Origin of the sequence: Faecalibacterium sp. 7, assembly GCF_049562865.1 — a bacterium.
GTDB lineage: Bacteria > Bacillota > Clostridia > Oscillospirales > Ruminococcaceae > Faecalibacterium > Faecalibacterium wellingii.
The window spans coordinates 384,608-397,413 of the sequence record NZ_CP186911.1 but is presented as its reverse complement, the minus strand read 5'-3'; the positions used below and the strand labels follow the sequence as shown (position 1 = coordinate 397,413).

At 57.4% G+C, this 12,806-nt stretch carries 12 protein-coding genes, 1 pseudogene and 1 CRISPR repeat array (1 of these 14 cut by a window edge); of the genes and pseudogenes, 8 read left to right on the top strand and 5 right to left on the bottom strand.

What is annotated here, in order from left to right; translation table 11 throughout:
- Nucleotides 1-357: direct repeats of the CRISPR family, unit length 27 nt; unit sequence GTTTTCGCCCCCTTACGGGGATGGTAC (it extends 211 nt beyond the left edge of the window).
- A 149-nt stretch (nt 358-506) separates the two neighbouring features.
- Together ACKXF7_RS02110 and ACKXF7_RS02105 are read right to left on the bottom strand one after the other, a co-directional pair.
- Nucleotides 507-875, bottom strand: coding sequence for a hypothetical protein (locus ACKXF7_RS02110; protein ID WP_423742001.1), 369 nt, complete (start codon nt 873-875; stop codon nt 507-509).
- A 71-nt stretch (nt 876-946) separates the two neighbouring features.
- Nucleotides 947-1,141 carry a hypothetical protein gene (locus ACKXF7_RS02105; RefSeq protein ID WP_339395488.1) on the bottom strand — a complete coding sequence of 65 codons (195 nt, stop codon included), beginning with the start codon at nt 1,139-1,141 and terminating at the stop codon, nt 947-949.
- A 154-nt stretch (nt 1,142-1,295) separates the two neighbouring features.
- On the opposite strand from ACKXF7_RS02105, the gene ACKXF7_RS02100 reads away from it, so the two are divergent.
- The 5 genes from ACKXF7_RS02100 to ACKXF7_RS02080 all read left to right on the top strand — a co-directional run bounded on the left by ACKXF7_RS02100 (nt 1,296) and on the right by ACKXF7_RS02080 (nt 4,890).
- The gene (locus tag ACKXF7_RS02100; RefSeq protein ID WP_423742000.1) at nt 1,296-1,568 is read left to right on the top strand and encodes a hypothetical protein; all 273 of its coding nucleotides are present in this window, start codon (nt 1,296-1,298) and stop codon (nt 1,566-1,568) included.
- Nucleotides 1,565-1,909, top strand: a complete 345-nt coding sequence (locus tag ACKXF7_RS02095) for a hypothetical protein (protein ID WP_423741999.1) — start codon at nt 1,565-1,567, stop codon at nt 1,907-1,909. Before ACKXF7_RS02100 ends, ACKXF7_RS02095 begins: the two co-directional genes overlap by 4 nt.
- A gap of 6 nt (nt 1,910-1,915) precedes the next feature.
- A complete protein-coding gene (locus ACKXF7_RS02090) occupies nt 1,916-2,929 on the top strand; it encodes a hypothetical protein (protein ID WP_423741998.1) in 1,014 nt (337 codons plus the stop codon).
- Between the two features lies 1 nt (nt 2,930).
- Nucleotides 2,931-4,376, top strand: a complete 1,446-nt coding sequence (locus tag ACKXF7_RS02085) for a TM1812 family CRISPR-associated protein (protein ID WP_423741997.1) — start codon at nt 2,931-2,933, stop codon at nt 4,374-4,376.
- 376 nt (nt 4,377-4,752) lie between these two features.
- A complete protein-coding gene (locus tag ACKXF7_RS02080) occupies nt 4,753-4,890 on the top strand; it encodes a DUF7695 domain-containing protein (RefSeq protein WP_423741996.1) in 138 nt (45 codons plus the stop codon).
- Nucleotides 4,891-5,180: 290 nt separating this feature from the next.
- On the opposite strand, the gene argF is transcribed toward ACKXF7_RS02080, so the two are convergent.
- The 3 genes from argF to ACKXF7_RS02065 form a co-directional block, all read right to left on the bottom strand.
- Nucleotides 5,181-6,179 carry an ornithine carbamoyltransferase gene (gene argF, locus ACKXF7_RS02075; protein ID WP_339395493.1) on the bottom strand — a complete coding sequence of 333 codons (999 nt, stop codon included), beginning with the start codon at nt 6,177-6,179 and terminating at the stop codon, nt 5,181-5,183.
- Nucleotides 6,180-6,397: 218 nt separating this feature from the next.
- On the bottom strand, nt 6,398-6,535 hold the full coding sequence (locus ACKXF7_RS02070) for a hypothetical protein (RefSeq protein ID WP_423741995.1): 138 nt from the start codon (nt 6,533-6,535) through the stop codon (nt 6,398-6,400).
- Between the two features lie 191 nt (nt 6,536-6,726).
- Nucleotides 6,727-7,206, bottom strand: coding sequence for a deoxycytidylate deaminase (locus ACKXF7_RS02065; protein ID WP_249238021.1), 480 nt, complete (start codon nt 7,204-7,206; stop codon nt 6,727-6,729).
- A gap of 658 nt (nt 7,207-7,864) precedes the next feature.
- Here ACKXF7_RS02065 and ACKXF7_RS02060 point away from each other — a divergent pair.
- The 3 genes and pseudogenes from ACKXF7_RS02060 (at nt 7,865) to lysS (ending at nt 12,664) form a co-directional block, all read left to right on the top strand.
- Nucleotides 7,865-9,950, top strand: a pseudogene (locus tag ACKXF7_RS02060) (elongation factor G).
- Nucleotides 9,951-10,654: 704 nt separating this feature from the next.
- On the top strand, nt 10,655-11,140 hold the full coding sequence (gene greA, locus ACKXF7_RS02055; protein WP_348584565.1) for a transcription elongation factor GreA: 486 nt from the start codon (nt 10,655-10,657) through the stop codon (nt 11,138-11,140).
- A gap of 12 nt (nt 11,141-11,152) precedes the next feature.
- Nucleotides 11,153-12,664 (top strand): lysine--tRNA ligase, encoded by a 1,512-nt coding sequence (lysS, locus tag ACKXF7_RS02050; RefSeq protein WP_423741994.1) that lies wholly within the window; start codon nt 11,153-11,155, stop codon nt 12,662-12,664.
- Nucleotides 12,665-12,806 lie beyond the last annotated feature (142 nt).

The following is a 12,806-nucleotide window of genomic DNA, read 5'->3' as shown; positions in this document are numbered from 1 at the left end:
TATTGAGGAAGGTGGTCGGTTTTGCTACCGGTTTTCGCCCCCTTACGGGGATGGTACTAAGAAGGTTGAGGCCGTATGCACCGTTGCTGTGTTTTCGCCCCCTTACGGGGATGGTACGAATATGAAGAAGTCCGCCACCACCAAGACTGCGTTTTCGCCCCCTTACGGGGATGGTACCAGCTTTGGACTGAAGACCTATGGCAGCAATGGATTTTCGCCCCCTTACGGGGATGGTACGCGTAAAGCGGAAGAAGCTGTCGATCGCTATTAGTTTTCGCCCCCTTACGGGGATGGTACCAAAAGAAAACGTACTATAGGAGGTACGAATATGTTTTCGCCCCCTTACGGGGATGGTACACTAAATATATCACAGAAGATCGTAAAATGGAAGAGCTGAATGCCTGAAAACTATTCACTTTATTGAAATAAAGTGAAACCGCGCGAAAAGGACAACGATAGATCCTGAACCACTATTGTGCCGTGGAGGATAGAAAGAAAACCCTCTTTCAGGGCGAGCCATAGCGGCGGAAGCCTGCAAAGGCGAAGATGCTGCGCTTCAGGGTGCTGCCGTCCGGGTAGGTGGTCTCCTGACTCTTGCGGCGGGAGCAGGCGGCCAGCGTGGGGATGCCCGCGGCTTCCAGACGCTGGACTACCCGGTACACAAAGGTGCACTCGCCCTGACAGAGCACAGCGTCCGGGTTAAGGTGCAGGATGTGGTCGGCGTATACCGCGGCAAGGGAGTCCAGTGCGGCCTCGTCGGCGGCGGGGTCGATGGCGGGAAACGCAAGATCGACCACCGTGCCGTAGCGCTGCGCCGCCGCCTGCTGCTCGGCGCTCCACAGGGCGTAGGGGTGGTTGGAAAAGTTGATGAACATAGCGTGTACCTCCCGGTTCTTTATAAAAGACTCCCGTCCGCACAAAACGGACGGGAGCGCTGGCGCGGGGCTCACCGCTTGTCGATGCGGTGGCCGATGTTGTTGCCGGCCAGAGCGCCGGTAACGCCGCCAACGATGGCCAGCGGGATGGTGCCGGCAATGGCACCGACAGGGCCGCCCACGGCGATGCCCATGGTGGCGCCCTTCACGGCGCCTGCGACGGCACCGGCTGCGGCGCAGCCCAGAGTAGAGATCAGCTCAAACATGTTTTTCACCTCCTTTCACCTACCAGAAGCCCATGGCAGGGGCGCAGTTAAGGCGTAAAAAAATAAATCTGCATAAATTTTTTAAGCCATTGTAGCAGCGGTCTTTTTATGGTATGATGCAAATAATGGATCTTATAAAAAGGAGTGTTGCCCTGTGCTGAAGACTTATATCACCACCGTGCCTTTGCAGGGAAAGCTGGACCCTATGCTGTACCAGCGGGAGCGGGCAGAGGCCCCCACGGCCACCTGTTTTCCCATCGTGCAGGTGATGCGGGATACCCTTGAACCCGGGGACACGGTGCAGCTGCTGGCCATCCGGCAGGAAAATGCCGATACCGCCCGCAATTATCAGCGCCTGCTGGAAGAGCTGGCGCAGCTGGGAATTGCGGAACATCAGGTGCGGCAGATCGACCTGCCGGAGGATTGAATCAGTGTCCGGAAACACTGATCGGCCTGTGCCGGGATCTGGTGGATGCCCTGCCGCAGGTCACCCGGGTGTACGCCTGCATCACTTACGGCTCCAAGAGCATCCCGGTGGTCACGCTGACGGCATTGACCTGCGCCGAAGCTACCCATACGGAACTGGAAGTAGGCGGTGTGTATTATGGTGAGGTCAAGCGGGAAAACGGGCGGGTGCTCAGCGCGCGGCTTTACGATATGGCGGCACTGTATCAGCTTTCCGGGCTGGTAGGTACTATGCGCGACAGCAGGACCGCCGAACAAGTGTTCCATCAGCTGATCTGGATGAACGAGCACCGGGAGGACTGAGCAGCGATGAATGATGTGAAAACATGGGCGGACATTGATGCTTCGCCGCTGCTGCAGCTGCCGCCGGAACAGCGCAAAAAACTGCACGATGCCAATGATGAACGGTTCCGCACGTTCTGGGCGGAATGCTTTCTGACCGTACAGGCTCCCGGAAGGGGAGAGGATGCATGGAACAGCGTGGATTTCTGCAAGGCGTTTCTGGATGCGTTTGATTTTTGGGAAGCAAAGCCGGGGCAGACCTTCAGTATGTATCTGCGCGCCGCCGTCCGTCATGCACAGGCACACGACCAGCAGCAGGAAGAAATGGCTGTGACGGGTTTCGGACGCGAGACGAACCGCAAGATCAAAAAAGCGCTGGAGTACATGGAAAAGAACGGAATGACAGAGAGTGTGCTCTGCCGTGACCCGGAAAAAGAACAGGTGATCGCCGATATTGTTGGGGTGGGTGTAAAGACCCTGCGGGAAGCACTGCGCAATAAGCAGTCGGTGCTCAGTCTGGACGACACTGGCGGAGAGGATTCGGCGCTGGGCGACCGGGTGGTTTCCCAAGAAAAAAGCGTGGAAGAAAAGGTGGAGCAGAGCAGTGAAATGCTGGCATGGCTGCACCGCGGCATAGGGCTGATGAACCTGCAGCAGAAGGAAAAATACGGCAAGACAGCTGGCCCGTTGTGGAGCAGCGTGCTGATGGGCTTTCTGCGCAACAATGACGCGCTGCCTCCGGCAGAGGATGCGCCCGCGCGGCTGGCAAACTGCGATGACCTGCATCCGCTGGAACAGGACAACTGCCTGTGGGATATCCTGCTGCTGCACCGGTACGTGGAGTTTACCGTTCAGCCGCCCTATGCGCCCGAAGCGCTGGAATGTGCCGCGCTCCACGCCCTGCTGGACCCGGAGCGCAACCCGGCGCAGGATAAGACCGTGGCAGAATTTCTTGGTGTGAGCCGGGCGGCGGTGTCGCAGCGGCGCAAAACATGGCAGCAAAAACTGGCGCAGATGAAAACGGAACAGGAGGATGGATAAGATGGGACGCGATGTTTTACTTTTATATATGAGCCCGAAAAACCCGAACTACAAGACCCAGACCAACGAGGGCGCGGTGCGGTATTTGATAAAGGAAAAGGAGACCCCGGACTGCATTCTGGCACTGTGCAGCGAGACGGTGCGCAAAAAAGCTATGGTGGAAATGCCGGACGGCAGCACCTGCACCACGCTGGAATATTTCCGCGATGCGTTGCGCAGGGTGGGCATCCCGGCAGAGCGGCTGGTGGTGATCGAAGTGCCGGACAGCATGGATGACGAGAAAAAGCAGTTTCAGGCCATCTCGCAGCTACTGGACAAGATCGAAAAAGAGGACACCCTTTCCATCGACCTTTCCGGCGGTATGCGGGACACTGCCATGCTGCTGGTGACCGCTGCCCGCTGTATGCGGGACCTGCGCGGTGTGCAGACCCGCCGGGTGATTTATGCAGAGCTGCGCGGGGAAGAGCCTGTCGCGCACGACCGCACCCAGCTATATGATCTGTTCGACTTTGTTACCGCCATGGACGAGTTCTTCTCCACCGGCACCGCGCAAAAGCTGAAGAGCTATCTGTGGAGCGAGGGCGAAAAAGACCCGGTGCTGCACACGCTGCTGACCCGCATCAACCAGTTTTCAGATGACCTGGCGCTGTGCCGGGTGCGGAAGCTGAACGACGATTTGAACCAGATCGCCCAGGCGCTGAAAGAAACGCCCAAGAAGAGCCAGAACCTGACCGACCTGTTCTTCCGGCTGCTGAAAGACCGTTTCAGCACCGAGTTTGCAGAGCTGCTTACCTCCGGCGAAAAGGCGCTGCCTGCACTGGTGAGCTGGTGCGCCAAGCACGGGATGTACCAGCAGGCGCTGACCCTGCTGTGCGAGCAGATGCCGGAATATGTCTGCCAGCATCTCTTTGTGCAGCCCACTGCAAGAGGCTGGGACTATCTGGCAGATCAGAAGCAGAACGAGGGCAAGCCGTGGGTGTACCCGCTGTTCCATTTCCATTTCTGCTGGTTGGCATTGTTGCAGAATGGAAAATTGAAAGAAATTTGCACAACCGATTTGCGCCTGACCAAAAGTAAAGATGATGCGGGCGGCAATATGCTGCTTGGCGTAGCAAATGCCGCAGAAATGCACGATTATCTGGATATGGTGCTTGCCTCTGACCAACTGGCCATCGACCCTGCCATCCGCCCGCAGCTGGAGCAGGCTGCCCTGCTCTACCAGCGCGTGGTGAAGTACCGCAACCAGATCAATCACGCCAGCGGCAGTGACTTGGGCCTGTTGAGCGATCGCGTTCTGCCGCTGGATACCGAGAGCATTGAAGAGACCCTGCGAAAGATCACCGACTACCTGCATGAGATCCGCCCCTTGAAGCGGAACGTCCCGCAGGGCGTCAAGGCGCTGCCTGTCACAAAGACAATCCCGTCGGGCGCAGCTCCCAACCTGTAAAATAGAATATAAGAAAAAGCAAAGCACCTCCGCTGCTGGCAAACGCCAGTGGCAGAGGTGCTTTTTTGTCCCCTTGCGGGGATAAATTGCAATAATGATATATTATAAATGTGAATAATAAGAAAGGTTTCCGTCCCCTTGCGGGGATAAATTGCAATGAGCATACGTCAAAATCTGGAACGAGTTTTTCCGGTTTCCGTCCCCTTACGGGGATAAATTGCAATACCAGATCAAGGGGTTCTTCAAGGACTCCTGCGGGTTTCCGTCCCCTTACGGAAGATAACTTTACTATATCACACATTGATTCAAAAGAAAAGAACCATCCACAGGAGAAGCGCGGATGGAGTAGAAATGATAAGCCATCAGCCGATTCCCTTTGGCGATCAGCGGATGTTCCACTATTTCCGGGAGGAAAGTATCGTGTGCAGTCGATGGCGGGCATGAGTATCTCCGTAGGTGTGGAAACCCGGAAGACTGGGAAGAATTATCTGAAACGCAAAGTGTAGAGAATTGAAAATTATGCTGAACACGATCTTTGAAAGCAGAAGTTCAGCGGCAAGCAAAAAAGCTCTTGACCTCTATATTAAAGGCCAAGAGCTTTTTGCAAAGATGATGTTGTAAAGAAGTAAAACAGTGAAAGCAATAAGAACAGGTGGTCAATTACTTTGCATTTTTTGTATACAGATCTGCGGCGAGAGATAGACGGTCTGGCACAGATCATACAAAAACAGGCTGTTGGATCCCTGTTCCAACAGCCTGTTTCTATTTGCGCAGCACATTCATATTCCGCACAAGCGGAATCCATCATTTCTCATATCCCAAGGTCGCTGCCATGACGGCCTTGATGGTGTGCATCCGGTTCTCGGCCTCGTCGAACACGATGCTCTGGGGGCCTTCAAACACTTCATCGGTCACTTCCATGGCGTCGCGGCCAAAGCGCTCGCCCATCTCCTTGCCCACGGTGGTCTTGTGGTCGTGGAAGGCGGGCAGGCAGTGCATGAACACGGCGTGAGGGCCTGCAATGTCCATCAGCTGCTGATTGATCTGGTACGCAGACAGGTCGTTGATCCGCTCGGCCCAGACCTCCACCGGCTCGCCCATGGACACCCACACATCGGTGTACAGCACATCGGCACCCTTTGCGGCTTTAGCAGGGTCCTCCTCAAAAGTGAGGGTGGCGCCGGTCTGGGCGGCAATGGCCTGACACTGTGCCACAAGGGCCGGGTCCGGCTGGTACTTTTTGGGTGCGCAGGCGGTGAAGTGCAGACCCATCTTGGCGCAGCCCACCATCAGGCTGTTGCCCATGTTGTAGCGGGCATCGCCAAAGTAAACGAAGTGGATGCCCTTCAGGTGACCAAAATGCTCCCGGATGGTGAGGAAGTCGGCCAGGATCTGGGTGGGATGGAACTCGTTGGTCAGGCCGTTCCACACCGGGACGCCGGCGTAGCGGGCCAGATCTTCCACGATCTGCTGGCCGTAGCCCCGGTACTCGATGCCGTCAAACATGCGGCCCAGCACCCGGGCGGTGTCGGCAATGGACTCCTTTTTGCCGATCTGGCTGCCGGAAGGATCAAGGTAGGTCACTTCCATGCCCAGATCGTGTGCGGCCACCTCAAAGCTGCAGCGGGTGCGGGTGGAGGTCTTTTCAAAGATCAGGGCAATGTTTTTGCCCGCAAGCTGGTCATTGTGGCGGATGCCGGCCTTCTTTTTTGCCTTCAGGTCGGCGGCAAGGTCCAGCAGTTCCTCCATCTCGGCAGGGGTGTAGTCCAATAGCTTTAAAAAGCTGCGGTTCTTCAGACTCATTGTATATTTCCCTCTCTATGCAAAGTTTGATGTATGTTTATGCGAAGTGCAATACTATTATAATACGTTCTCCGCAGCCGGTCAAGAGGACACGGCCATCTTGACAAACCACGATGCTGCGAGTATACTACAAACAGAAGGGGCGCTGACCGCAAAGGTCAGCTTTCCGTCCCGTGAGTCAAAAGAGATTGACCGTCAGGCTTGGAACACTGAGGCGGTCAATCTTTTTTGTTATCATCGTCTTTTCGGTCGTGTGAAATCTTCCACGCGATATCGAATGCAGCTTTCGCTACATCGAGGATCAGTGTAGCCGCTGCAATCAGAAGGGCCAGCAGCATGGTCTCAGACAACGTCATCCGACATCCCTCCCTTCGCCTTCAAGGCTCCGGGCAGGGTACTTCCAAAAAAGTTTCCTCCCGGAACCTCTGCTTATTCTAAGTAAAAATAGAAAAGCTCGTGATACGGGACAGGAAAGCATGACCACCAATTTTGCAATCAGCGCCTTATCAACAGTTTAGCACATCTTTCGCGGCAGCACAACCGTTTTTTACAGCTCCAGCTCGGCCCGGCGTCCGGTGGGGGTGTAGGCAGTCAGCTTCACACCGGCCTTTTTGAACATGAACCGCGCCGCCACGCTGGAATCGCTGTCGTGGTATTTATCGCCGTAGTACACCACCTCGGCAATGCCGGACTGGATGATGGCCTTGGTGCACTCGTTGCAGGGGAACAGGGTCACGTACACCCGCGCCCCCTTCAGGTTGTTGTGGGCGCTGTTGAGGATGGCGTTCAGCTCTGCATGGCAGACATACATATACTTGGTGTCCAGCGGGTCGCCCTCCCGCTCCCACGGCATCTCGTCGTCGCTGCAGCCGATGGGCATACCGTTGTAGCCCAGCGACAGGATCTTGTTTTCCGGGCTGACGATGCATGCGCCCACCTGACTGTTGGGGTCCTTGGAGCGCATGGCGGTGAGCAGCGCAATGCCCATGAAATATTCATCCCAGTTGATGTAATCGGTACGTTTCATCGCGGAAAAACCTCCTGTTCCGGCAGCGGGCCCGCCGCTTGACAAACCCGGTAAAATACACTATACTACGAATAGAAAAGGTGCTGACTGCAATGGTCAGCTCCTCATCCGGCGAATCAGTCGTAAAGAATGACCGCTTGCTTTCTGAGGGCATGAGCGGTCATTTCTTTTTGCCGTTGGAAATCGTCCATGTGATCTCGAAGGTAATGTACACTGCTCCGCCAAGAAGCGTGAGCAGCAGCACGACCTGTTCAAACGTCATGAGGCATCCCCCCTTTCCGCTTTCGCGTCAGGGGAAGCAAAAAGTTTTTCGTCCCCTCTGGCGCGCAGCCGGAAGGAGCTAGACCACCGATTATGCAATCAGCACCTGATCACCGCCGAAGCGGCATCTACAGCATACCATAAAATCATACGCTTTGCAACGAAAACACCCCCGGCATCGCACCTGTGTGCGGCACCGGGGGCTTGCTTTTTCTGCGGGGAAATCTCCCCCAATGTCAACTTGCACAAAACACTGCCCTGAAGTTTGGCAGGCATTCGACCGGCTTTTTTCAAACGATATATTTAAAAATCGTTTTGAGTGTGGTATTATCTTTGTAAAATATGCCACAAAAGCGGAGAGAATGCTCCGTGCGGCGGAAATGAGGGAAAAACCGATATGAAATACGCAAGCAACAACATCCGCAATATCCTGATTGCCGGTCATGCCGGCAGCGGCAAGACCACGCTCACCGAGGCGCTGGTCTATTTTTCGGGCGCTGCCGAGCGTATGGGCCGGGTCGAGGACGGCACCACGATTTCGGACTTTGACCCCGAGGAAGCAAAGCGCAAGGCCAGCCTGTCGGCGTCTGTAGTGCCGGTGGAGTACGAGGGCATCAAGTACAATCTGATCGACGCCCCGGGCCTGTTCGACTTCGAGGCCGGCGAGTATGAGGGCATCCGTGCCGCCGAGAGCGTGCTGGTGGTGGTGTCCGGCCGCAGCGGCGTCACCGTGGGTGCAGAGAAGGCCTTCCAGCTGGCCCGCAAGAACAACAAGGCTACGATGGTTTTCGTCTCCAAGTGCGATCTGGAAAACGCCAACTACTTCAAGATCCTTGAGGATATGAAGATCAAGTTCGGCTCCACCATCTGCCCCTGCGTGGTGCCCGCCAAGCTGGACGACGGCACCCCCGTGTACATCAACCTGTTCAGCCAGAAGGCCTTCAAGTACGAGGGCGGCAAGCAGATCCAGGTGGATCTGCCGGACATCGGCCACCGTTTTCAGGGCCTGATCGAGGCCATGAGCGAAGCCATCGCCGAAACGGACGATGAGCTGATGGAAAAGTTCTTCGGCGGCGAGGCCTTTACCACCGAGGAGATCGTGGAAGGCATGCGCAAGGGCGTCAAGGACGGCCTGATCGCCCCCGTGTTCTGCGGCAGCGCCGTGAACCAGCAGGCGCTGGATATGCTGCTGTTCAACATGCACAAGCTGCTGCCCAGCCCGGAGCACGAAGCCAGCACGCTGGCCGAGGATGCCGACGGCGAGCCGGTGGAGCTGCACTGCACCGTGGACGAGCCCACCGCCGCCTACGTCTTCAAGACCGTGGCCGACCCCTTTGTGGGTAAGCTGAGCTACCTGCGGGTGGTCAGCGGCAAGGTGACCGCCGGTGAACCGCTGACCAACGCCCGCACCGGTGACGTGGAAAAGATCGACCAAGCCCCTCACCGTCATCGGCAAGAAGCAGGTGGACTCGGACGGCATCATTGCCGGTGACATCGGCGCCGTGGCAAAGCTGGTGAGCGCCAAGACCGGCGACACCCTGTGCGACGCCGACCGTGTGGTGAAGCTGCCGGCCCCCGTGTTCCCGCAGCCCAGCCTGTTCATGGCCGTCACCGTGGCCAAGAAGGGCGACGAGGGCAAGATCTCCAGCGCACTGGCCCGCCTGATGGAAGAGGACCCCACCCTGAGCTACCAGAACAACGCCGAGACCCATCAGCAGGTCATCGGCGGTTTGGGCGAGCAGCATCTGGACGTGGTGAAGGCCAAGCTGAAGAACAAGTTCGGCGTGGAGATCGGTCTGGAAGCACCCCGCATCGCCTACCGTGAGTCCATCCGCAAGGCCTGCCAGAAGCAGGGCCGCCACAAGAAGCAGACCGGCGGCCACGGCCAGTTCGGTGACGTTATCATCAACTTCGAGCCCTGCGACAGCGAGCAGGTGGTGTTTGAGGAGAAGGTGTTCGGCGGCAGCGTGCCCAAGAACTTCTTCCCCGCTGTGGAAAAGGGCGTGCGCCTTGCCGCCGAAAAGGGCGTGCTGGCGGGCTACCCCGTGGTGGGCCTGAAGGCCACCCTGCTGGACGGCAGCTACCACCCGGTGGACAGCTCTGAAATGGCCTTTATCATGGCCGCAAAGCTGGCCTACAAGGCCGCCATGCCCGAGGCCGGGCCGATCATTCTGGAGCCCATCCACACCCTGAAGGCCCATGTGCCGAACGACAACACTGGCGACATCATGGGCGATGTGACCAAGCGCCGGGGCCGCGTGCTGGGCATGGAGCCGGACGAGGACGGCATGCAGACCATCATTGCGGAAGTGCCGCTGGCAGAGCTGGCCAACTTTACCACCTTTATCCGGCAGACCACCCAGGGCCGCGGCTGGTTCACCACCGAGTTCGCCCGCTACGAGACCCTGCCCGAGATGCTGGTGCCCGCCGTGGTGGAGCAGGCCAAGAAGTTGGGCAACCTGGACGAAGCCGCCGACGACTGAGCGCGCCAACTCCCCAGCCGCTTGACCGGCGGCAGCCCCCTCGGAGAGGGGGGCCTCAGGCTCCCTCCATGAGGGAGCTGGCAGAACCGTCAGGTTCTGACTGAGGGAGTTCCCACCGAAATATGACATCACCCTGACCCCCGTTGACACTTTTCCCTCTGTCAGCGGGGGTTTTTGCGGGCCATTCCAACGGCAAATTGTTAATTTTTATCTGCCTGCTTGACTTTTGCGCCGGATTGCATATACTAGAAGTAGGCAACGCGATAAGGCCTATTTCCATGGGATTCCATGCAAAAACAAAACCCCCTCGGAGCGGCAACTCCGAGGGGGTTCTTGTGTTAGTGCTTACTGCCCTTGCACATCAGGCTGTCAAGCCACTTGCAGAGATAGTATGCAACTACTTCTGCTGCGACAGTCTGGAAAAACGCGATAAGATTGTCCATATGGGATTCCACCTCCTTTCCGCGACTGGGGGATCGGAGAAGGGCTGCAGTGCCAGTATAACACAAGCTCTGACGCAGTACAACAAAAAGCGACAGCGTACGATCATACCGTACCCGCTGCCGCTTTTTTGTTTTTCCTCCCCAGCACCGCCTTTTTTGTTGACAAAGACCCGGCTTGCTATTATAATAATGTAGTCAAAATGGCATTATTGTGCGGCTTTGCGGCTGTGCAAAACAAATAGACAAGGAGAGATTCTCAAAATGGCACAAGAGATCAAGATGTCCGCCGCCGGTCTGAAGGCAATGCAGGAGGAACTGGAATACCTCAAAACGGTCCGCCGCAAGGAGCTGGCTGAAGAGATCAAGGAAGCACGCAGCCACGGCGACCTGTCCGAGAACAGCGAGTACGACGAGGCCAAGAACACCCAGGGTCTGGTGGAGAACCGCATCACCGAGCTGGAGCAGATGATCAAGAACGCTGTCGTCATTGATGAGAGCGAGCTGAGTGTGGACAGCGTGTCTGTGGGCACCCATGTGGTCATCCGGATGACCGGTGAGGACGAGACCGAAGAATACGATATCGTGGGCCGCACCGAGGCCGACCCCCTGAACGGCAAAATCAGCGATGAGAGCCCCGTGGGCCACGCCCTGCTGAACAAGGCCGTGGGTGCCAAGACCGAAGTTCTGCTGCCCACCGGCCACACGGTGGAGTACACTGTGCTGCGCATTTCTCACGCAGCAAACTAAGTAGGAGTAATCATGGAAGAGCAAAAGAAGAACCCCGCACAGGGCCTGTCCGAGAGCGAGCAGGTGCAGGTGCGCCGCCAGAAGCTGGCTGACCTGCAGGCTGCAGGCCACGACCCCTTTACCCTGACCAAGTATCCGCAGGACGCCTATTCTGCCGACCTGAAGGAAGAGTTTGCCGCCCTGCCCAACGAGACCGACAGCGGCAAGACCGTGGCGCTGGCAGGCCGCATGATGTCCAAGCGCGTGATGGGCAAGGCAAGCTTTGCCCACCTGCGGGACGATAAGGGCGACATCCAGCTGTACGTCCGCCGCGACGAGCTGGGCGAGGAGTCCTACGCCGCCTTCAAGAAGCTGGACGTGGGCGACATCATCGGCGTGAAGGGCGAGGTGTTCCGCACCAAGACCGGCGAGCTGAGCGTCCGTGCCACTGAGCTGACCCTGCTGGCCAAGAGCCTGCGCCCCCTGCCCGAGAAGTTCCACGGCCTGACCGACACCGAGATGCGCTACCGTCAGCGCTATGTGGACCTGATCGCCAACCCCGAGGTGAAGGACACCTTCGTGAAGCGCAGCCAGATCCTGAAGGAGATCCGCGCCTATCTGGACGAGAAGGGCTTCCTGGAGGTGGACACCCCCATCCTGACCCCCTTTGAGATCGGCGCATCCGCACGCCCCTTCTACACCCATCACAACAGCCTGAACATGGACATGGTGCTGCGCATCGAGACCGAGCTGTACCTCAAGCGTCTGATCGTGGGCGGCATGGACCGCGTGTACGAGGTGGGCCGCATCTTCCGCAACGAGGGCATGGACCCCAAGCACAACCCGGAGTTCACCAGCATCGAGCTGTATCAGGCCTTCACCGATTTCCACGGCATGATGGATCTGGTGGAGGAGCTGTACAAGCGCCTTGCCCAGAAGATCTGCGGTAGCATGGTCATCCCCTATCAGGGCAAGCAGATCGACATGGGCCACTGGGAGCGCCTGACCATGGTGGAAGCCGTGAAGAAGTATTCCGGCGTGGACTTCAACGACTGGAAGTCTGACGAGGACGCCATCGCCGCCGCCAAGGAGCACCACGTGGAGCTGCCCGAGGTGCCCACCAAGGGTGCCATTCTGGCCGAGTTCTTCGACGCCTTTGTGGAGGACAAGCTGATCCAGCCCACCTTCATCTACGACTACCCCGTGGAGATCAGCCCGCTGGCAAAGCGCAAGCCGGACGACCCCGCCTTCACCGAGCGCTTTGAGTATTTCATCGACTGCACCGAGTACGGCAACGCCTTCAGCGAGCTGAACGACCCCATCGACCAGAAGGGCCGCTTCGAGCGTCAGGTAGCCGAGCGCAAGGCCATCGAGCCCGACTGCAAGGCACAGGTGGACTACGACTACGTGAACGCGCTGGAGTACGGCCTGCCCCCCACGGGCGGTCTGGGCTTCGGCGTGGACCGTCTGGTGATGCTGCTCACCGACAGCGCCTCCATCCGCGATGTGCTGCTGTTCCCCACGATGAAGCCGATTGAACAGTAAATTTCCAATTTAAGCGAAGCAAAGCCTGAAACTTCTTGATGTACCGAGAAGTTTCAGGCTTTTTCTTTTGATGGATTTCCAGTAAAAACTACGCCATACGCCAATTTTACGCCAAACGATGCAGGATTTTGTGCAGAGCAAA